Here is a 21,982-nt window from a genome sequence, read left to right on the forward strand (position 1 = left end):
TATTAATAATGAAATTCTTCACTTTCTTTTCTAAAAGGATATCCTTTTACTAGTAATGGTGCTTTTGTTAAAGCTGTAAATACTATAAATATGAATAACCCTGCAAATAGTAATATTGAGCTTATTTCTGGAATTCCTATAAACCATCTATCTCCAACAGTTGCTGGCATAATCATATTGAAAACATCAATATAATGTCCTGCTAATATCACTAATCCTGCCATAACAACAAACCAAGGAATACGTTTGTAATCGGCATTCATTAGCATTAATATTGGGAATACAAAGTTCATAACGACCATCCCTAAGAATGGTAATTGATAATCCTCGAAACGTGTTACGAAATAAGTTACTTCTTCTGGAATGTTTGAGTACCAAATAAGCATGAATTGTGAGAACCATAAGTACGTCCAGAAAATACTGAATGCAAACATAAATTTAGCAACATCATGTAAATGATTTTCGTTTACAAACTCTAGTTGTCCTTTTGTCTTTAAATACAAAGTGATTAAACTTAATACGGTTATTCCACTTACAAACATACTAGCAAACACATACCATCCAAACAATGTTGAGAACCAGTGTGGGTCTACACTCATAATCCAATCCCAAGACATCATAGACTCAGTATATATGAAGAATACTAAAAATCCTGCTGTTATACGGAATGACTTTTTAAAGTTACTCTTATCTTCTGCTGTATCTTGAGCAATTGAAAACTTACGAGAGAAATGACGGTATAAACTCCATCCTCCTATAAATATAAGTGCACGAATTAAAAACCCCGTTTTATTCAACCAACCTGATTTTCCATCTACTAATTTATCATAATCTGCATGATCTGGATTTGTTATGTTTTCATTCATCCAAATAAAAATATGATCTCCTGAGAACATTGCTATAGCTACCACTATTAAAGCACCTGGCAATAAATAAGCAGTCATACCTTCCATGACTCTAAATAATACTGGAGACCATCCTGCTTGAGATGCAATTTGAATCGCATAAAAGGCTAAAATTCCTAAAGCAATCATCATAAAGAAAAAGGCTGCTACGTATAAAGCAGACCATGGTCTGTTATGTATTTGGTGTTGTACGTGTTTTGCATGTTCATCACCGTGATGTGCATCGACAGCATGTGCTGCTTCCCCGTGTCCTTTTTTCGCATGTGTATCTGCTACAGCATGTGTTGCTTCTTCTGCATGACCACCTCCATGATGAGATGCTTCTTCAGCTAGCATTGTCTTTACTTCATCTAAAGATTTATGAGATGCCATAAAACCATATCCAACACCTAATAATCCTAAAACCATTAGAATGATAGAAAATGTCTTTAACTTATTTGAAAATGTATACATATCTATAATAATCTTATCAATCTTACTTTTCTAAATCTGATTTCAACTTCAACACGTATGATACTACTTGCCAACGTTCTTCTTTGTTCAATTGGTTTGCATAAGAACCCATGGCATTTTTACCATAATAAATAGTATGGTAAATACTTCCTGCTGTTATGGCTCTTCCTGCATCATCATAACTTGGAATACCAAGGATTTTTTCACGCTTTACAAGTTTTCCTTGTCCATTCCCTTTATTACCATGACAAATACCACAGTATATATCATATAATGCTTTCCCTCTTTCTAAATCAACTTGCGTTGAATCTAAAGTACTTACTAATGTCGTTTTTGCTAACTCATAACCTGCTGTTGTATTATCAATATCAAAAGGCACATACCCTCTTGGGATCGATCCTTCTGCAGGTAATTGTGCTTCTACTCCATTAGAAAACGCTGCTTCACCATAAGTTTCATATCCTACAGATTCATACATATTAGGCATGAATTGATAGTTTGGAGCTGTATCTTTTTTACATGATACAGCAACTAAAACCACTGCTACTACTAATATTTTAATTAAGCTTTTCATATTTATTATTAATGGGCTTTATCAACTAAATTAATTTCAACTGCTCCTGTACCTTTAAGCAAGTTTTCTAATTCATTTTCATTTCCATGAACAGCAATTTCCATTAAGAAATGGTCATCTGTAGTTCTAGTATCTGGATTCTCAGCTTGTTTAAATGGCCACATTCTACTACGTAAGTAAAATGTTATTACCATTAAGTGCGCTGCAAAAAACACCGTTAACTCAAACATAATTGGCACAAATGCTGGCATGTTTTCTATATAACTAAAGCTTGGTTTACCCCCAATATTTTGAGGCCAATCTTCAATCATAATGAAATTCATCATCGTGATAGCAACTGTTAAACCAACTAAACCATACATAAATGCTGTAATAGCGATACGTGTAGGTGCTAACCCCATGGCTTTGTCTAGTCCGTGAACTGGAAATGGTGTATATATCTCTTCAATGTGATGTCTTTCTGCCTTAACTTTTTTAACAGCCGACATTAATACATCATCATCCGTATAAATAGCGTGAATAACTTTTGAAGCTTCCATTGACTATATTTATTTTATTAAATTTTTAGCTTGTCCCGACCAATCATCACGTTCAGCTCTTCCTGGGAAAGAACCTGTAATTGAATCTAACAAATCATATTCTTTTTTCGTCATCTTGCTAACCTGAAGGAAGGTATAAATACCAATACTATTTAGTGTTTCTTCCATTTTAGGTCCGATACCATTTACTTGCTTCAAGTCATCAGCTTCTTGTGTAGCAGCATCAAAGGCTCCTATACTTCCAAGTAAGTCATTTACTTTAGCTGAGTTATCTTCTGTTGAATTATCTTCTGCTTCAGTAGCTGTTTCTGCAGCTGGTGTTGGTGCTTGCCCTCCTGAAGTTCTTACATCCACTCCAGTTCCTACTAAACTATCGCCTCTTTCTCTAATTTTCTTATAACGTTCTCCAGATGATTTCAAAATTGTTTTAACCTCTGCTTGCGCAATTACTGGGAATGTTCTTGAGTATAATAAGAATAATACAAAAAAGAATCCTATGGTTCCTATAAATATTCCTATATCTACAAATGTTGGTGAGAACATAGTCCATGATGATGGTAAATAATCTCTGTGCAATGATGTTACAATAATTACAAAACGCTCAAACCACATCCCTATGTTTACTACAATAGAGATTAAGAAAGAGAACATAATACTTGTTCTTAATTTCTTGAACCACATGAATTGTGGAGAGAATACGTTACAGGTCATCATTGCCCAATATGCCCACCAGTAAGGTCCTGTTGCTCTATTTAAGAATGCATATTGTTCGTACTCTACACCAGAATACCATGCAATAAATAACTCTGTAATATATGCTACACCTACTATAGAACCTGTAATCATAATTACAATGTTCATTAATTCGATGTGTTGTACTGTTATATAATCTTCAAGGCTACACACTTTTCTCATAATAATAAGAAGTGTATTTACCATAGCAAACCCAGAGAATACTGCTCCAGCAACGAAGTAAGGTGGGAAAATCGTGGTATGCCAACCTGGAATTACCGATGTTGCGAAGTCAAACGATACAATCGTGTGTACAGAAAGTACTAATGGTGTTGCTAAACCTGCAAGTACCAAAGATACTTCTTCAAAACGTTGCCAATCTTTAGCACGACCAGACCATCCAAAACTTAATAGAGAATATATTTTCTTTTGGAAAGGTTTGATTGCTCTATCTCTAAGCATGGCAAAATCTGGTAATAAACCTGTCCACCAGAATACCAGTGATACCGATAAATATGTAGATATTGCAAATACATCCCAAAGTAATGGCGAGTTAAAGTTTACCCAAAGTGATCCAAATTGATTTGGAATTGGTAGTACCCAATATCCTAACCATGGACGCCCCATGTGAATAATTGGAAATAAACCTGCTTGCACAACCGAGAAAATAGTCATTGCTTCTGCAGAACGGTTAATTGCCATTCTCCATTTTTGACGGAATAGTAAAAGTACCGCAGAAATAAGTGTTCCTGCATGACCAATACCAACCCACCAAACGAAGTTAGTAATATCCCAAGCCCAACCTACAGTTTTGTTTAAACCCCAAGTTCCAATACCTGTTGATATTGTATAAATAATACATCCAATTCCCCATAGAAAAGCTACTAGTGATATAGAAAAAACTATCCACCAAGCTTTATTCGCTTTTCCTTCTACAGGTTTTGCCACATCCACAGTAACGTCGTGGTATGATTTTTCGCCTAAAACTAAAGGTCTTCTAATAGGTGCTTCGTAATGAGACGCCATAATCCTTTTATAATTGTTACTTAGTTAATTTTATGCTTCAGTTGTATTTCTCACTTTCGTTTGATAGATCACATTAGGTTTTGTCCCAACACTTTCTAACAAGTGATACATACGGTTATCTTCCTTAAGTTTTGCAACTTCGCTTTGTTTATCATTGATATCTCCAAATATCATAGCGCCACTGCTACAAGCTGCAGAACATGCTGTTTGGAATTCACCATCTTTGATTTCACGCCCGTCACGTTTTGCATCAAGAATTGTTTTTTGTGTCATTTGAATACACATAGAACATTTTTCCATAACACCACGAGAACGTACTACTACATCTGGGTTTAATACCATACGTCCTAAATCATCATTCATATGATAATCGAACTCATCATTTCCGTTATATAAGAACCAGTTGAAACGACGTACTTTATAAGGGCAGTTGTTTGCACAATATCTAGTACCTACGCAACGGTTATATGCCATATGATTTTGACCTTGACGACCGTGTGATGTTGCTGCCACTGGACATACAGTTTCACAAGGTGCGTGGTTACAATGTTGACACATGACTGGTTGGAATGCTACTTGAGGGTTATCTGAAGCATTTTCCATTTCACCAAATTCACTTAATGAACTTCCTAATCCAGATATATTATCCTTCTTAGTATTATCGCCTTCAAATGATGTTTCAGATGAATAATATCTATCAATACGTAACCAGTGCATATCACGGCTACGACGTACTTCAGTTTTACCAACTACAGGTACATTATTTTCAGCATGACAAGCAATTACACAAGAACCACATCCTGTACAGGCATTTAAGTCTATAGATAGATTGAAATGATGTCCAATTGAACGATCAAACTCATCCCATAAATCAACTTCTGGTGATGTTACTGGAACTGGTTCATGATTTAAAGATACCATAGGAACGGCATTCCAATGCTTCTTATCTTTAGTATTGAAGATCTCTAAATTTGTTTCTTTAATGATATCTCCACGTCCCATTAAGGTGTTATGCAACTGTACGGAAGCAAATTCATGCTCACCAGCAGCCTTCTCAATTGTTACGTTTTGTACGGTATTAAAGTTTTGGTATAATGCATACGCATTAACACCTGTTTGCATCTCTTCTTTTAAACCTAAAGTTTTACCATACCCAAAAGATAAACCGAATGAACCTTTAGCTTGTCCTGGTTGAATCATTACTGGAGCGGTAACAGACACACCATTTACAGTCACTTTAGCATAACTACCATTTAATGCGCCATTAGCAACATGATGATTTATTAAACCTAATGCATCTGCATCAGCTTTAGAAACCGTTAAGTAGTTATCCCAGGATGTTCTTGTAATAGGGTCTGGAAACTCTTGTAACCATGGGTTATTGGCTTGCTGCCCATCTCCCATACCTACTTTGGTATATAATGTTAATTCTGACCCTTCGTTTTTTGCAGATGCTGCTAAAGTTCTTGCTGCATTTCCTGAAGGTATTTCAGCAGTTTCTTCTGTGTCTGTGTTTGAGGCCTCAGCTGTCTCAACAGTTTCAGTAGCAATAGTACCAACAAATACACCATCGTGTAATGCTCTGTTAAAAGAACCACCACCTAATATTCCTGTTCCCCAAGTATCCTTTATATAATCATGGTAAGAAACATCGTTTCCTGTCCATTTTAATAAGGCTTCTTGAAATTGTCTGGTATCAAATAAAGGACGAATGGTTGGTTGCATTAACCCGTAATGTCCTTTTTTAAGTTCAACATCTCCCCAAGACTCTAAGTAATGAGGTGCTGCTGCAATGTATTGTGTTTCTGAAGACGTTTCATCAACTTTCATTGAAAACGCTACAGATAATTTTGTTTTCTTTAATCCGTCAACAAAGTCTGAAGCATTTGGTAAACTATAAGCAGGATTAACACCACTCATAATAAGTGCGCCAACATTTCCAGCTTTCATATCGGCAACTAACTTAGTTACTGCCGCATCGCTACCTTGTCTTGTTTTAATAGGTGTTGTTTTATCAAACGCTCTACTAGTTAAAGCTTCGTTTATTTCTAAAACAACTGTTTGTGCGTTTACATCTTGAATCCCTGTAACAACCAAACCATTACTTCCAGCCTTCTTTAATTGAGACGCCGCATTTTTAACTGCTGCTTCAATATGTTCTGGCAATGTTCCAGAAACAGAACCTCCAACTACATAACTATATAATTTAGCTAATGCTAATTTTTGCTCGCTAGGTTTTAATGGCACACGTTTGTCTGCATTTGCTCCTGTTAAAGACATGTTAGACTCAAACTGAATATGACGTGACATCTTACCGTGATCTGGCACTCTGTTTTTAGAATAGTCAGCATCAAAACCGCCTCCTTGCCAATCTCCTAAGAAATCTGCTCCAACAGAAACGATAGTCATTGCTTTAGCGAAATCGTAATTTGCTAATCCGCGTTCGCCATACTTAGCTTGGTAAGCGTCTAATGCAGCAGATTCTGAAACAGCATCGTATACTACGTGACGAACATTACCATATTTTTCTTTAAACTCCGAAATCAACTTGCTTGTAGATGGACTTGCAAATGTTTGTGTTAGTAACACAATCGCTTCCCCAGCAGCACTTAATTCTGTTAATTTCTGACTTGTTTCAGAGTCAAAATTACTCCAAGAAATAGACTCACCTGCTTTCTTTGGCCCTTGAACTCTTAAGCTATCATACAAACCTAAAACCGAAGCATTCACTCTGGCATTAGCACTACCATTAGTAGTTGCCAAGTTATTATTTTCAATTTTAATTGGACGACCTTCTCTAGTTTTAACTAAAACACTAGCAAAATCAAATCCATTTGCAATGGTTGTTGCATAATGATTAGCGACACCTGGAATAATCTCTGTTGGTTGTACAATGTAAGGAATAGATTTTTTAACAGGACCTTCACAAGCTGCTAATGATGCAGCAGCTGTACTAAAACCTACATATTTTAAGAAATCGCGACGCGTTGTAGATGTTTCTTCTAATGTTTCTTTATCACCTAAAAATTCATCAGTAGGAATCTCTTCTACAAACTCGTTTTGTTTTAGCGTCTCAACAATAGAGCTATTCTCGTTTAGCTCTTCAACACTTTTCCAGTATTTCTTGTTTGATGACATATTATATAATTGAATTACTTCTTATTTATTATTTAAAGTTTTCCGTTTTTGACGAAAATAATATCAATAGTGACACTTACCACATTCCAATCCACCCATTTGAGCAGCTGTTAAGTTTTCTACACCATACTTTTTAGATAATTCTTCATGTATCTTCGTGTAGTAGGCATTGTCTTTTACATTCACATTTGTTGTTCTATGACACTCAATACACCAACCCATTGTTAATGGCGCATGTTGATACATTACTTCCATCTCTTCAACAGGACCGTGACATGTTTGACATTCAACTCCAGCAACAGAAACGTGTTGCGAGTGGTTAAAATAAACAAAATCTGGTAAGTTGTGAATACGCACCCATTTTACTGGCTGTGAATTTCCTGTATATTTTTGATTGGCATCATCCCATCCTGCAGCTTTATATAGCTTTTGAATTTCGGCATTGTAATCTACACCTATCTGTTTTCCTTCAGCCAAAGTTTCTGGTGCCACTTCATAAATAGATTTATGACAATTCATACATACATTTAATGAAGGAATCCCAGACGTTTTACTTACTCTAGCAGAAGAGTGACAGTATTTACAATCGATACCGTTATCACCTGCATGAATTCTGTGCGAATAATGTATTGGCTGCACTGGCTCATACCCTTGATCAACACCAATTTGCATGAAATATCCAAATATAAAATAAGCACTCGCTAATAAAAAGAATATAGCTGTCACCAACATTAAGAATTGATTCTTAATAAAGGCTTTCCACAAAGGCGTTCTTTTTGTAGCTTCTGGTATATCTATATTTTGGGCTGAAGCAAAACGACGTAATGTTTTGTTTACTATATATAGCCCTGCAGCTAATAGTATAAATAAAATAGCTAAAGCTCCTAAAATAATTTCGTTTGAAATACCTCCTGAACTTGAAGCAGTCGGCTGAGCCCCTGCAGTAGTAGCTGCAGCAGGTGGCGCTGCTTTTTCTTGTGCAGTATATGCTAAAATATTATTTAAATCATCATCAGATAATTGCGGGAATGCTGTCATCGCAGCACTGCTATACTCATTATAAATCTTGTTAGCGTATGCATCTCCTGATTTTATTACGCCTGCACTGTTACGAACCCAAGCATAAACCCAATCTCTATCCAAACCTTGCTCATCTGCTAAACGTTGCTCTACATGACGCAATGCAGGCCCCGTCATTTTTTTATCTAATTGATGACAGGCTGCACAATTGGCATTAAATAAAGCTTTTCCTTTTGCTGGATCTCCTTCTTGAGCAGAAAGAGAAATTGTAAACGCTAATAAAATAGTTAAGCCTAAACAAAGAGTGTTTTTCCCTAATTTGCGGTGAATCACCTTTTCCATATTTTTGGTTAAATTAACTTCTTAACTTTAACATGATTTTTTTCATGTAATAATAAAAAAAACCATAATCGTAAAATCTCAGGCAAAAGTAATACTTAAAGTCGATTTTAGAAATGTTACAGAACCGTAATTGATAATTTAGACAAATTCTAAATAACAAAAAGAACCGCAATATAAGTTTATAACGTATACATTTGTATAAATATAATTTAAATATATGAAATCATCGAATCTAAAAATTAGTTTTTTGACCATTGTTTGTTTTGCAACCACTTCAATTTGTTGTTTAGCTCAACAAGGTAATGTCACTATAAATCAGGACAAAAACATAGCTACTTTATTAGATACCAAGAAAAAGATGAATAAAAATGTAGACAATCCTGACAGATATAAAATACAAATTTATTCTGGGAATCGTTCTGGTGCTACAAACGCTCAAAACGAATTTAGTAATTCATTTTCAGATTGGAGACCGTCCAAACACTATGAATCACCAAATTTTAAAATTTGGGCAGGTAATTTTAGATCTCGTTTAGAAGCCGACAGAGCTTTAAAAAGGGTTAAAAGAAAATTTCCCAGTGCTTTTATCTTTAAGCCTAAAAAAAAGTAAAGCTAATAGTTAGATTTCAACAAAAGATATAAATAAAAGAGGTTGTCTAAAAGTGATGACCTTTATCATCCTATGTTTGCAAAAGGCTAATACCATTCAGAACATTCCGATAATTGTCAGAGTTGAAGAGTCTCTCTATACTTTATTACATCTAATGAAAATTAAAGATTCATATAACTATTACATTTTATACCTATTAGTGAGCATTAAATCTGTACTAGAGTAAAGTAATACTGTTTTAGATTCTTCAGTCGTAAGCTTCGCTTATATCTTCAAACAAAATATATTTTGTTTTCGCTAGCTTTCTTAATGACATAGTCATTCTATTTTGTTCAAAGCTTTATCAGAGCAGAGCGAAACACCTTACTTTATCTAAAAATCAAAACATTAAAATTCTTACAGATTCTTCATTGCATTTAGAATGATACTTTTTAGACAGCCCATTTCATTTAATTAATTGTTATTTTTTCTGTAATATCGTAATCATCAATTTTAATATTCAAGAAATAAAGTCCTTTGTACAATTGGGATACATCAATTTCTTTTAAGTTATTAGATCTTACTAAAACCTCTTTTCCTGTTATATCATAAATCCTCACTTGAGTTATATCTTTATTTGAATGGATATATAATATTGAATTTACTGGGTTAGGAAACACGTTAACTAGGTCGTTCAAAGCTAAATCTGGCAAACCTAGGGTTGTTGTATCTTGAACATTTCCAGTAAAAGTTGCATTTAAAGTTGTTAAATTACCTCCAGCTTTGCCTTCCGTAATTGCGAGATTCTCATCCCAACTGCCTAATGTTAAACTAGGAGGGTTTGGAGTTGAAGCTTCAGTATTCTTAAATATTAAAAATGTTGAAGAAAACCCGCCATTACCATCATCTGCCAACATTTCCCATTGGCTATCCATATCATTCCATGCTATTCTTAATTCGCAAATGCCAATACCACTGCATGGTTGACCGCCATCTATAGGTATTGTTGAGTAGCTATTTCTTCCCGTGGCATCTATTGCCTCAAAATTAAAAACATAACTTTGATCTTCTAATAATGGATGCGCTCCATTGAATATGATTTGGGAAAAGCAGGGCACACAAAAACCTAAAAAAAAAATTATTTTTATATATAATTTCATAACAAGTAGTTTTAATTTCTAGATGGAAAAAGCCCTGATGTACAAATAACATATCTTACAACAGTATAAGGTTGCATATTGTTTACAGCTTGGCTCCCTCCTGTATTATTAATCATTCCAGAATTCATAGTTGTATTAGCTGCAGATGCGTCTGAGTATTCCTTATCTAACAGCTTAGTTCCTGCTGGTAAATTACTTGTTGGCACAGATTGATTACCATCTTCTAGAACTGCATTTACAGTATGATTATGTGCTGGTAAATTGGCAACTGTCAATGTGTTTGTTGTAGAACCACCTTTTTGACCTTCTCTATAGCTTGGAAGTCCTGGTCCTGAACCTACTCCCATAGGCACACGACCTCTTAAATCTGGTAATCCAAATGTAGTACGACCATCTCCACCATAAGTTGTTCCCAATAAAGAAAACAATGCTGTATTTTGAGATATTGCCAGTAATTGCCCTTCGCAAGACACCCAGCCTCGTTGATTAAACGAAATGGCCGTTAACTTAATATCTCCAAGGTATGCTTCTTGGGCATTAATAGTATTTGCAAAACATAAACATAGGAATAAGGTTAAAACTTTAATTGTTTTTTTCATAATTAATAGGTTAGAGTTTAATAATATTTTTAAAATTAGCAGATGCAAGATATGCTTTTAAAATAAAAAAAAGTACTTGTTTCAACTAACAAGTACTAAAAAAAACACTTCAAACTTATTTGTAATTAGACACTTACATGCTTAAGAAGAGGAATTATATAGGGTTTTCAGAAAACATATATAACCCGACAAAACAATAAAAAAACTCTAGGCTGTTTTTATATTTTAAGTCTCTTCCTTGTTCTACATGAACAGGAGTTCTTCCTATAAGGTCTGGTAAATTAAATATTGCTCTACTATACCACCATAAGTGGTTTCTAACAAAAAAACAATGCAGAATACTTGACTTATTTGTAATGTTTACCCATCACAGAAAGCCCAACTTCTTAGAGCAAAATTACCTGCAAACATTCTAATTTCTCCTAGAAAGGGCTCTTGAGCACTTAATGTGCTATTAATTATTTAGTATAAAAAATAATGTTGAAACTGAGTCTTTGATTTTCATAATGGTTTTTTAATCAAACTTTTACACCAACAATCTATCAAAATTATTTCTAATAAAAAAGCGACCTCTTTTACCAGAAGTCGCTTTAATATCATTGATTAACTATTATCATTTTATTTATTCCAATATCTTCATCTAAAAATTCTAACTTTAAAAAAGTAAAGTCTTTTATATAATAGAGAGAGATCTACTCGTTTTAAATTGTCACGTTTACTAAAAAACCTCTTTTTTAGTTATATCATAAATTATCACAGGCTTTAACTCCTTTTTCGAATTAATCTGTACTAATAAATCAACTAGCGGGATTGAGAAAGATATCAACCAGCTCACTTAAACTTTTTGATGACACTCCAATCTTGAACATGACAAGTAAACATAGTATTCGAAGTTGTTAATTTTATTAACTACGCGATGGAAACAACCCTTGAATACAGATTACATATCTTAGCACTAAATAAGGTTGTAAATTATTTACAGATTGATTTCCTCCCGAGCTACTAATCATCAATGGATTCATCGTTGTATTAGGTGCTGTACTAGAATATTCCATATCAAATGCTTTGGTTCCTGCTAACAAATGATTTGTTGGAACAGATTGATTACCATCTTCAACAACAGCATTTACTGCATGAGAATGTGTTGGCATTTGAGAAACATCTAACACATTTCTTTCAGATCCTCCCCTTTGTCCTTGTTTTCTATAACTAAGCCCTGCACCAGTGCCTGTTCCCATAGGTACACGACCTCTTAAATCTGGCAACCCAAATGTAGTACGACCATCTCCACCATAAGTTGTTCCTAATAAAGAAAACAATGCTGTATTTTGAGATATTGGCAGTAATTGCCCTTCGCAAGACACCCAACCTCGTTGATCAAACGAAATGGCCGTTAACTTAATATCTCCAAGGTATGCTTCTTGCGCATTAACATTATTATTTAAGAAGAAAAATAATAGTAAACTAAAAATAGTAATAGATTTTTTCATAATAATATAAGATTTTGTTAGTTAGTTATTTCAAATATATGCAAATAAAATCTTACGTAAATACATATTTGTAAAAAAAATACTATTTAACGTTATATAGAAGACATAAAAAAGGCGACCAAATTGGTCGCCTCTTATATTTTTCGTTACGATTCTGAAACAACAGAATCAATGAAAATAGTACATATTATTTAAGTTTCTTTTTAACTTCAACTTCATGGAAGGATTCGATGATATCACCTTCTTTAATATCATTATAGTTTTTAACTTGCATACCACAATCGAAACCTTTTGTTACTTCTTTAACATCATCTTTAAATCGTTTTAAAGAAGTTAATTCACCTGTATAAACGACCACACCATCTCTAATTAAACGAACATTTGATGATCTAAGTATTTTCCCATTAGTTACCATACAACCAGCGATACTTCCAATTTTAGAGACTTTAAATATTTCTCTAATCTCTGCAGTACCTGTGATTTCTTCTTTAAGCTCTGGAGATAACATACCTTCCATCGCATCTTTAAGATCGTTAATAGCATCGTAAATAATAGAATATGTTCTAATGTCGATCTCTTCTTTATCAGCAATCATTCTGGCATTTCCAACTGGACGTACATTAAATCCAACAATAATGGCATCGGATGCAGAAGCCAATAACACATCACTTTCTGTAATCGCTCCAACACCCTTATGTAGGATATTAACTTGAATTTCTTCAGTAGATAATTTTTGGAATGAATCTGTTAATGCCTCAACAGAACCATCCACATCTCCTTTAAGGATGATATTCAATTCTTGGAAATCACCAAGTGCTATACGACGACCAATCTCATCAAGCGTGATATGACGTTGCGTTCTAACAGATTGTTCACGTTGTAATTGTGCTCTTTTTGATGCAATTTGTTTTGCTTCTCTTTCGTCTGCAAATACATTAAACTTATCACCTGCCTGTGGCGCTCCATCTAGTCCTAATATAGATACTGGTGTTGAAGGCCCCGCTTCAGCAACATCGTTTCCACGTTCATCATGCATGGCTTTTACCTTACCACTATTTTTACCTGCTAGTACATAATCACCAACACGTAGTGTCCCTGCCTGTACTAAAATAGTCGATACATAACCACGTCCTTTATCTAAGAATGCTTCTACTACTGTACCAACAGCTTGTTTATCTGGATTTGCTTTAAGCTCTAATAATTCGGCTTCAAGCAATACTTTTTCTAACAATTCTTTTATACCAGTACCAACTTTAGCAGAAATATCATGGGATTGAATTTTTCCACCCCAATCTTCAACTAAAAGATTCATTTGTGCTAATCCATCTTTAATCTTCTCTGGATTTGCATCTGGTTTATCAATTTTATTAATTGCAAAAACAATAGGAACTCCAGCTGCTTGAGCATGAGATATGGCTTCTTTAGTTTGCGGCATGATATCATCGTCTGCAGCAGCTACAATAATAGCAATATCTGTAACTTGAGCACCACGTGCACGCATCGCCGTAAAGGCCTCGTGACCTGGTGTATCTAAGAACGCTATTTTTTGTCCGCCTTCCAGTTCTACACCATAAGCTCCAATATGTTGTGTGATTCCTCCAGATTCTCCTGCAATAACATTTTCCTTTCTTATATAATCCAGAAGCGATGTTTTTCCATGATCTACATGTCCCATTACAGTTACAATAGGTGCTCTCGGTCTTAAATCTGCCTCGTTATCTACAACTTCTTCAATAGATTCTTCTATATCTGCTGTTACAAATTCTACCTGGTAACCAAATTCATCTGCTACAATAGATAATGTTTCAGCATCTAATCGCTGATTCATTGTTACCATCATACCTAATGACATACATGCAGAAATAATCTGAGTTACAGAGACATCCATCATAGTTGCAACTTCACTTGCAGTAACAAATTCTGTAACTTTAAGAATTTTACTTTCTGCTGCTTCTATTTGTTGATCAATCTCTGTTTGTTCTCTATGTTGATCTCTTTTATCTCTTCTATATTTTGCGCCTTTACCTTTTGAAGATTTCCCTTGAAGTTTTTCAAGTGTTTCACGCACTTGTTTTTTTACATCTTCCTCACTAGGTTCTTCTTTAACGATATTGCGACGTCCTTGTCCAGGTTTACCTTTAAATCTATCATTTCCTCCTGATCTTCCTGCACCAGGTCTTCCTCCACCAGATCTATTACCTTGACCGTTTCCTGCTTGAGGACCTCCAACTTTACTAATACGTCTACGCTTTTTCTTATTTGCAGCGCCTGCTTCTCCTGTTTTAGCTTCAGGTTTCTTTTCTTCTTTCTTTTTCTTTGGCTTATTAAATTGAGATAAATCAATTTTATCACCAGCTATTTTTGGACCTGTAAGTTTTTTATACTTTGTTTCTACCTTTTCATCAGGAAGGACTTCTCCTTCTTCATTTATAATCTCCCTCTTAGGTTTTACTACCTGCTTTTCTTCAACTTTCTCCTCAACAACAGGCTCAACTTTTGATTCAGTTTTTTCTTTAACAACAGGTTCAACTTTTGGTTCAGCCTTTTCCTTAACAACAGCTTCTGCTTTGACCTTCTCCTTAACTACAGGTTCAACTTTAACCTCCTCTTTGGCAACAGGTTTTACAACCTCTTCTTTTACAGGCTGCTCTACTTTAACCTCTTTTTTAACAGGTTCTGCAACCTCTTCAACTTTTTCAGTTTTCTTGGAAACGGTTTCGGGCTTTTTCTTTTTAGGTTCTAAATCAATTTTTCCAACTTTCTTAGGCCCTGAAAGTGCCGCAGCAGCTTTAACAATTTCTCCCTTTCTGGCTGTCACCTTTTGTTTCTCTTCAAGCTCACGCTCGCGTTGCTCACGCAACACTTCTTTTTCTTTTATTTTAGCTTGACCAACCTCTTTAGATGCTACTTTTTTACTAGCATCTGTTTGAAATTCATTAGAAAGGACAGTATATACTTCTTCTGAAATTTTCGTAGTGGGTCTTTTCTCTATTTCTATACCTTTAGAATCTAAAAATTCTACAGCACGATCTAGAGAGATGTTAAGCTCGCGTAATACTTTATTTAATCTAATTGTTTCAGCCATAAATCGCCTTTAAAATACTCAAATATATGTTATTCTTCGAATTCTTCTTTTAAAATTCTAATAACTTCATTAATTGTTTCTTCTTCTAAGTCTGTTCTTTTTACTAAATCGTTTACCTCCTGCTCTAAAATACTCTTTGCAGTATCTAATCCAGCTTTACTAAACTCATCAATAATCCATGCTTCTATTTCATCAGAGAACTCTCTTAATTCCACATCTTCTTCAGCGCCTTCTCTAAATACATCTATTTCGTAACCAGTTAATTGACCAGCTAAACGGATATTATGTCCGCCTCGACCAATCGCTTTACTTACTTCTTCTGGTTTTAAAATAACTTCTGCTCTTTTAGTCTCTTCATTTAATTTTATTGAAGTAACTCTTGCTGGGCTTAATGCTCTTGTAACGTATAGTTGTAAATTATTTGTATAATTAATAACATCAATATTCTCGTTACCTAATTCACGAACAATACCATGAATTCTGGAACCTTTCATACCAACACAAGCTCCAACAGGATCTATTCTATCATCATAAGAGTCTACCGCTACTTTTGCTTTTTCCCCAGGAATTCTAACCACATTTTTAATGGTAATTAAGCCATCAAAAACTTCTGGAATCTCTTGTTCAAACAATTTCTCTAAAAACGCAGGAGAGCTTCTAGACATTATAATAGTTGGCTTAGCTCCTTTAAGCTCAACAGAATCAATCACGCCTCTTACATTATCTCCTTTTCTAAAGAAATCTGAAGGTATTTGCCTGTCTTTTGGCAATACAATTTCGTTACCATCATCATCTAACAGAATAACTGCTCTGTGACGAATATGATGTACTTCTGCTGTATAAATTTCTCCTATTAAATCTTTAAATTGTTTATATATTATAGTATTATCATGCTCATGAATTTTAGAAATTAAGTTTTGACGTAAAGCTAAAATGGCTCTTCTTCCTAAATCTATAAGCTTTACTTCTTCAGATACATCTTCTCCTACTTCAAAATCTGGTTCAATTTTTTGAGCTTCTGATAAAGAAATTTCCTGATTTGATTCTTCAACTTCTCCATCTGCAACTACTACTCTATTTCTCCATATTTCTAAATCTCCTTTATCAGGATTCACAATTATATCAAAATTATCATCGTCGCCATACTTCTTTTTTAAGGCACTTCTAAATACATCTTCTAAAATTGCCATTAACGTTACTCTGTCAATTAGCTTATCGTCTTTGAATTCTGAAAAAGATTCAATTAACGCGACATTTTCCATAACTCTTTTGAATTAAAATTTAATCATAACTTTTGCTTCTACAATATTTCCGTAAGCGATATTCGCTTCTTTTTTTACAGTCACTTTACCTTTACCTACAGGTTTTGGCTCCCTAACTTTCCATTCTAATCTAATTTCACCATCTGTTGCTTCTGTAAGTGTTCCTTCTAATTCATCAGAAGTTGTCTTCACATTAAGCACTCTGTTTAAATTCTTTTTATACTGTCTTTTGTGAATTAAAGGCGATGTTGCTCCTGAAGACATAACTTCTAAAGAAAAATCTTGATCTTCTCTATCAAGGTTATGCTCAATGGCTCTACTAATAAACATACAATCTTCAACTAAAACGCCACTATCGCCGTCTATAGTTATCTTAATTTGATTATCTCCTTCAATAGAAAAATCTATAAGGAATAAATCTGGTCTTTCAATTAACGCAGTCTCTAGTAAATCTGCAACAGTACTTTTAAACATTTTTAGTATAAAAAGAGGGGACTTTCCGTCCCCTCATTTATTAAATTTCGCCTTTCAACGGTGCAAATATATATATATTTTATTGATTTTTAAAGAAATATTTCATAAATTTAGATACGTATAACTTGTTAAATTATGAAAAATATACTTGTTCCGACTGATTTTTCAGATCAAGCCGAAAACGCTTTAAAAGTAGCAGGTCAATTAGCAAGAAAATATAACTGCGAAATTTATTTATTACATATACTTGAAATACCGCTGCAGGAAATTGATGCTTTAAGCTCTTACAGCAATTTACCCGAGGCTGTTTATTTTATGAAACTAGCACATAAGCAGTTTGAAGAATTAAAAACGAATGATTACCTAACGGGCTTAACAATACATGAAACCGTTCAATTTCATGAGATTTTTAAAGGTGTTTTTCATATTTGTAAAAAACACGATATAGATTTAGTTATTATGGGTTCTAATGGTGTTAGCGGCTTAAAAGAAATGCTTATTGGCAGCAATACCGAAAAAGTGGTTCGCACATCTGAAACCCCTGTTTTAGTTGTAAAAAATGAGCACAAAACCTTTAAAGTTAATGACTTCGTATTCGCATCAGATTTTAAAGATGAAAGCAAAGCAACTTATAAAAAAGCTATTGATCTTGCCAACATGTTACAAGCTAAAATGCATCTGCTCATGGTCAATACGCCTAATAAATTTATGACCTCTGCAAGATCGGAAGACAGAATGAAAAAATTTGTTGAAGCTTTTAATTTCTCTAATTACACAATTAATATTTATAATGATATTAGTATTGAAAAAGGGATCATGAATTTTTCGCAATCTATTAAAGCGGATCTAATCGGAATGAGCACCCATGGCAGACAAGGTATTTCTCACTTCTTTAATGGCAGCATTAGTGAGGATTTGGTGAATCATGCAAAACGCCCTGTGATTACTTTTAAGATATAACGCTGCTCTAACAAAACAAAAAGTCTTTCTCACGAAAGACTTTTTTACTAGATATATCTTAGTTCGGTTTTTATACCCTTCTTACCTCGAAAACCCATTTTACTTAAAAAAATAAGTTTAATGTGATTTCTATAATTTAACAAAACGCTTTACGCCATACGTTTTTGTTTTTATAATATAGATTCCAGAAGTTAATCCAGAAACATTTAAATGACTCTCTTCCTCAAACCTTTTCACCTCCTGACCACTAACATTATAAATAATCCCAGACAGTGTTTTATTAAACCTTAAGTTAGCCTCAACTATTGTTGGGTAAATTTTAAAGTTATTTTTAGCAACTTCCTCACTAATACTCAATGAGGCGTCGTCTATCTGTATAATTCCCAATGAGCCACTTACTTCATAACCTACTAAAAGTAAATTTTTCGAGTTAGGGCTATCGGCTGCCGAAACAAATTTTATAATTTCTGGTGCTGTATCTCCTGTTGTTCTGTTATACTTGTAGTAAGTAATAAACTCTACATCTGTAGGATCTGTGATATCGTACATCAATATAGTGCTTTGTCTTTCTAAACCAATAAAGGCATATGTTACACCATCAATAGTACCAACAGCCAATGCTTCTGGCTCACCACCTTTATCATCAGATCTGTCATCTAATCCTCCTTCATCTTCATTAAACAATGTAGGCTCTTCTAAGGCTATTTTCTGTCCAAAATCATCAGCACTATCAAACACCAAATTACCATACTCATCAAAAATTGAAAAAGATCTAGCTCCGTAAGAATAAATTTGTTCGATCGTTCCATCATTATTATAATCACCCGTAGCTGTTGTTGTTTTTAGCCTGCCAAGATCTTCATCTTCCTGAAGCGTTACAGCATCTGGATAATATGCTGTGTTTAATGTTAAATCCTTAACACGTTCTTCTTCCGAATACCCATCATAATCTCTGGAATCACCCTCATTTGCTGTTACGATATAATTTACGCCATTTACTTCATAGGAAGTAATAGCATCTGGCATAAACACCCCCAAAGTAGGGTGCTGTGTAATATTGATAGCATCATCTTTGTTAGATGCATCGAAACCATAATCGTTTGCAAAAGAAATAATTCCCAATACACTGGAATCTGTAATTCCTGCTCCAGCTAAACCAAAATCATTATCGTTTATTACAGCAATTTCATTATTTGGTAGTAACGCGATGCCTTCTGCTTTATCTGACCCCTGATATCCTACTGATGGTAAGTTAAGTACTTTTGTTTTATGGACTGCCTGAATGTTTTGAGCTGCTATTTCATCGGCTGTTAACTCTTCCAGTTCTTTGCCGCCTGTTATGGTTGTATTTAAAATATTGGTAGCAAAGTTAATATCTATTTCGAAAACATATTTTTTCCCTGTAGAAACGGTTGGCCCTTCTGAATCTCTTTCTATAACCAAAAACTTACCATCTCCTGCATAAACAGCATCGCCCATTTTATCTACTCTTGATGAAGCATAACCAGCATCTTTATTTCTTTCTAATAAATACACATATTCTTCTACTGGAACTCCCGTATCACAACTAATACCTAAGATTCTAATAACATCAGAGTTATTCCTAACCGTACTTGACGGATTCTCTATTGGCGATTGAATAAATGCATATATAATATGATTCACATCATCGTAGGCAATAGCCTCAAAACCTCTATTCGCTCTTCTTTTAGAATATATCTCAGGTAACGTTTCTTTTCCATAAGTGCCTTCCGCTTGTGGTGTTGTTCCTAATAACGATGTTCCAGATGGCACATAACGTTCTATTAATTTCCCATTAGAATCAAACTGATATATGGCAGGTCTGTACTCATCACACATCCAAAAGCCACCATTTTTATCAATTATAACACCTTCAAAATCACCTCCATATGCATCGTAAGGTAATGCATGGTATTCTTCTGATGATCCATCAACATAATCAGCATTCGCATAAGCAGTTGTAGCATCTGTAAACGTTACTGGAACCTCATCAAACCCAGGGATATTACCTTTTCCAGTAATAGGTGTTGTACCGTCTTTTCTGGTTAATAAGATTTGATCGTTTAAAGTAACACTACCTGTTGTTTTGTTTAATGTAAATTTTGCTATTCTGCCTTGATAGTCTGGCAACTTAAATGGTCTTAAATTTTGTGCTGCAGCTGGTGTGACATCCAATTTACCAACAGTGCTTCCGTTAGGACCTCTATCTGGGACAGCATAGAAAACATAATCGGTAGCGGTTGAGTTAGCTTCATCATAAAAAAGCCCAGAAAACCCACCTAATAATACTGGCGCTTGACCACCATCGTAAACTGGCGCTCCAAGTTCTGGCCAATTAGCAACTAACTCATTTATAGTATAGCTTGTTACGGTAGGTGTTCCCAAAAGATGGTTTTTAAAACCTAATGGTAAAATATCTAGAATCGTATTATTTGTTAAATCAACAACAACTAACGCATTGTTTTCCTGACAGCTAATATATGCTTTTGATCCGTCTTCGGTAACTGTTACAAACTCTGGTTCTAAATCTTCAGAAACACTAGCTGTACCACTATTTCCAAAAATACGAATGCCCTTGTTTTGCAGTGCTACTTTTTTAGCATCGTACCCATTAAAATCAATGGTACTTGGTGTCGCAGACATAACACCCGAACTTAAATCTACTACTGTAATGCTTCCCTCTGGATCGTTAGTATAATCATCTGAAGGCTCTCCTTCATTAGCTACCAAAAGCTTTGCTCCATCTGGTGTAAATGTTAACATATCTGGTAACGCACCAGCTACAACATGGTTTAAATAAACACCATCTAAATCAAAAAACACGACTTTTCCAGGTTCTTGTTTTGGATCAGATTCTACTGCTACAGCAACAATACTTCCGTGTATTGCGACTGAATTAGGCCCAGCTCCATACGTTGACAAATCTACTGTTTTAACCAAAGTTGGCGTTGCAGGTGTGCTAATATCTACAATAGTAAAACTATTGGTTGCAGAGTTTGTAAAAAAGACGTGTTGATTTATTACATCATGAGCAACAGTCTCAGCAGAGCCTTCTTCATTTGTATTATAAGTCGCTAAGTGTTGGAGAGGATTTTGACTTTTAACCGTCGTAAAAGTGAGTGCTAGTAAACCAGCAATAAGAGTAATTTTTTTCATGTCTTTAAATAGGATTAATTAATCCTTTAAAGGAATCATTTAAAAATATATTTAATATTACTCAATAATTATGTTGTTGTAAAATATTTACTTTTAATATGTATTTATTGCTATCCAAGTATTAAGAATGTTAAGTTGATATTAATAAAGTTCTCATATCAAAAAAACATGATTAAAATATTATTATTTCAATCTATTTTTTTACTAAAACATCTTTGTAAAAACTTTTGAAACTGACCTATTTTAACGAAAACAAAAAATCCCAATCAAATTAATGATTAGGATTTTACAATTATGTTGGCCTACTAGGGCTCGAACCTAGACTCTTTGGTACCAAAAACCAACGTGTTGCCAGTTACACCATAGGCCAATATGCAATTGAGGGTGCAAAAATAACACAAAGTTTTATTTGTACAAGCATTTTATGAAAAATAATTTCGAATAATTAACGTTTCCT

16 protein-coding genes and 1 tRNA gene are annotated in these 21,982 nt (G+C 34.3%); 2 read left to right on the forward strand and 15 right to left on the reverse strand.

Annotation, left to right across the window (positions count from 1 at the left end; genetic code table 11):
• Window positions 1-2 precede the first annotated feature (2 nt).
• From Q4Q40_RS10735 to Q4Q40_RS10760, 6 genes are all read right to left on the reverse strand, one after another.
• Entirely contained in the window at window positions 3-1,358 is a 1,356-nt protein-coding gene (locus tag Q4Q40_RS10735) for a quinol:cytochrome C oxidoreductase (protein WP_303301793.1), read from the reverse strand.
• 22 nt (window positions 1,359-1,380) lie between these two features.
• Window positions 1,381-1,932, reverse strand: coding sequence for a c-type cytochrome (locus tag Q4Q40_RS10740; protein WP_303301794.1), 552 nt, complete (start codon window positions 1,930-1,932; stop codon window positions 1,381-1,383).
• Between the two features lie 8 nt (window positions 1,933-1,940).
• Entirely contained in the window at window positions 1,941-2,471 is a 531-nt protein-coding gene (locus Q4Q40_RS10745; RefSeq protein ID WP_303301795.1) for a DUF3341 domain-containing protein, read from the reverse strand.
• A gap of 9 nt (window positions 2,472-2,480) precedes the next feature.
• On the reverse strand, window positions 2,481-4,229 hold the full coding sequence (locus Q4Q40_RS10750; RefSeq protein WP_303301796.1) for a helix-hairpin-helix domain-containing protein: 1,749 nt from the start codon (window positions 4,227-4,229) through the stop codon (window positions 2,481-2,483).
• Between the two features lie 30 nt (window positions 4,230-4,259).
• Window positions 4,260-7,367, reverse strand: a complete 3,108-nt coding sequence (locus Q4Q40_RS10755; protein WP_303301797.1) for a TAT-variant-translocated molybdopterin oxidoreductase — start codon at window positions 7,365-7,367, stop codon at window positions 4,260-4,262.
• Window positions 7,368-7,430: 63 nt separating this feature from the next.
• Window positions 7,431-8,729 carry a c-type cytochrome gene (locus Q4Q40_RS10760; protein WP_303301798.1) on the reverse strand — a complete coding sequence of 433 codons (1,299 nt, stop codon included), beginning with the start codon at window positions 8,727-8,729 and terminating at the stop codon, window positions 7,431-7,433.
• 217 nt (window positions 8,730-8,946) lie between these two features.
• On the opposite strand from Q4Q40_RS10760, the gene Q4Q40_RS10765 reads away from it, so the two are divergent.
• Window positions 8,947-9,339, forward strand: coding sequence for an SPOR domain-containing protein (locus Q4Q40_RS10765; protein WP_303301799.1), 393 nt, complete (start codon window positions 8,947-8,949; stop codon window positions 9,337-9,339).
• Between the two features lie 449 nt (window positions 9,340-9,788).
• Here Q4Q40_RS10765 and Q4Q40_RS10770 read toward each other — a convergent pair whose 3' ends face one another.
• The 7 genes from Q4Q40_RS10770 to rimP all read right to left on the reverse strand — a co-directional run bounded on the left by Q4Q40_RS10770 (window position 9,789) and on the right by rimP (window position 17,388).
• Window positions 9,789-10,478, reverse strand: a complete 690-nt coding sequence (locus Q4Q40_RS10770; protein ID WP_303301800.1) for a T9SS type A sorting domain-containing protein — start codon at window positions 10,476-10,478, stop codon at window positions 9,789-9,791.
• Window positions 10,479-10,489: 11 nt separating this feature from the next.
• The gene (locus Q4Q40_RS10775; protein WP_303301801.1) at window positions 10,490-11,077 is read right to left on the reverse strand and encodes a phage tail protein; all 588 of its coding nucleotides are present in this window, start codon (window positions 11,075-11,077) and stop codon (window positions 10,490-10,492) included.
• A 360-nt stretch (window positions 11,078-11,437) separates the two neighbouring features.
• Window positions 11,438-11,539 (reverse strand): tail fiber protein, encoded by a 102-nt coding sequence (locus tag Q4Q40_RS24205; protein ID WP_437439724.1) that lies wholly within the window; start codon window positions 11,537-11,539, stop codon window positions 11,438-11,440.
• A 443-nt stretch (window positions 11,540-11,982) separates the two neighbouring features.
• Entirely contained in the window at window positions 11,983-12,567 is a 585-nt protein-coding gene (locus Q4Q40_RS10785) for a phage tail protein (protein WP_303301802.1), read from the reverse strand.
• Between the two features lie 187 nt (window positions 12,568-12,754).
• Window positions 12,755-15,652: a translation initiation factor IF-2 gene (gene infB / locus Q4Q40_RS10790; RefSeq protein ID WP_303301803.1), complete on the reverse strand. Its 2,898-nt coding sequence runs from the start codon at window positions 15,650-15,652 to the stop codon at window positions 12,755-12,757.
• A 29-nt stretch (window positions 15,653-15,681) separates the two neighbouring features.
• Window positions 15,682-16,914 carry a transcription termination factor NusA gene (nusA, locus tag Q4Q40_RS10795; RefSeq protein ID WP_303301804.1) on the reverse strand — a complete coding sequence of 411 codons (1,233 nt, stop codon included), beginning with the start codon at window positions 16,912-16,914 and terminating at the stop codon, window positions 15,682-15,684.
• Between the two features lie 12 nt (window positions 16,915-16,926).
• A complete protein-coding gene (rimP, locus tag Q4Q40_RS10800) occupies window positions 16,927-17,388 on the reverse strand; it encodes a ribosome assembly cofactor RimP (protein WP_303301805.1) in 462 nt (153 codons plus the stop codon).
• A 135-nt stretch (window positions 17,389-17,523) separates the two neighbouring features.
• Here rimP and Q4Q40_RS10805 point away from each other — a divergent pair, with 135 nt between their 5' ends.
• On the forward strand, window positions 17,524-18,348 hold the full coding sequence (locus tag Q4Q40_RS10805; protein ID WP_303301806.1) for a universal stress protein: 825 nt from the start codon (window positions 17,524-17,526) through the stop codon (window positions 18,346-18,348).
• 129 nt (window positions 18,349-18,477) lie between these two features.
• Here the strand turns inward: Q4Q40_RS10805 and Q4Q40_RS10810 are convergent, their stop codons facing one another.
• Together Q4Q40_RS10810 and Q4Q40_RS10815 are read right to left on the reverse strand one after the other, a co-directional pair.
• A complete protein-coding gene (locus tag Q4Q40_RS10810; protein WP_303301807.1) occupies window positions 18,478-21,525 on the reverse strand; it encodes a choice-of-anchor I domain-containing protein in 3,048 nt (1,015 codons plus the stop codon).
• Between the two features lie 297 nt (window positions 21,526-21,822).
• Window positions 21,823-21,895 (reverse strand) — tRNA-Gln (locus Q4Q40_RS10815).
• Window positions 21,896-21,982 lie beyond the last annotated feature (87 nt).

The sequence above is a fragment of the Flavivirga jejuensis genome (assembly GCF_030540765.1).
Classification (GTDB): Bacteria; Bacteroidota; Bacteroidia; order Flavobacteriales; family Flavobacteriaceae; genus Flavivirga; species Flavivirga jejuensis.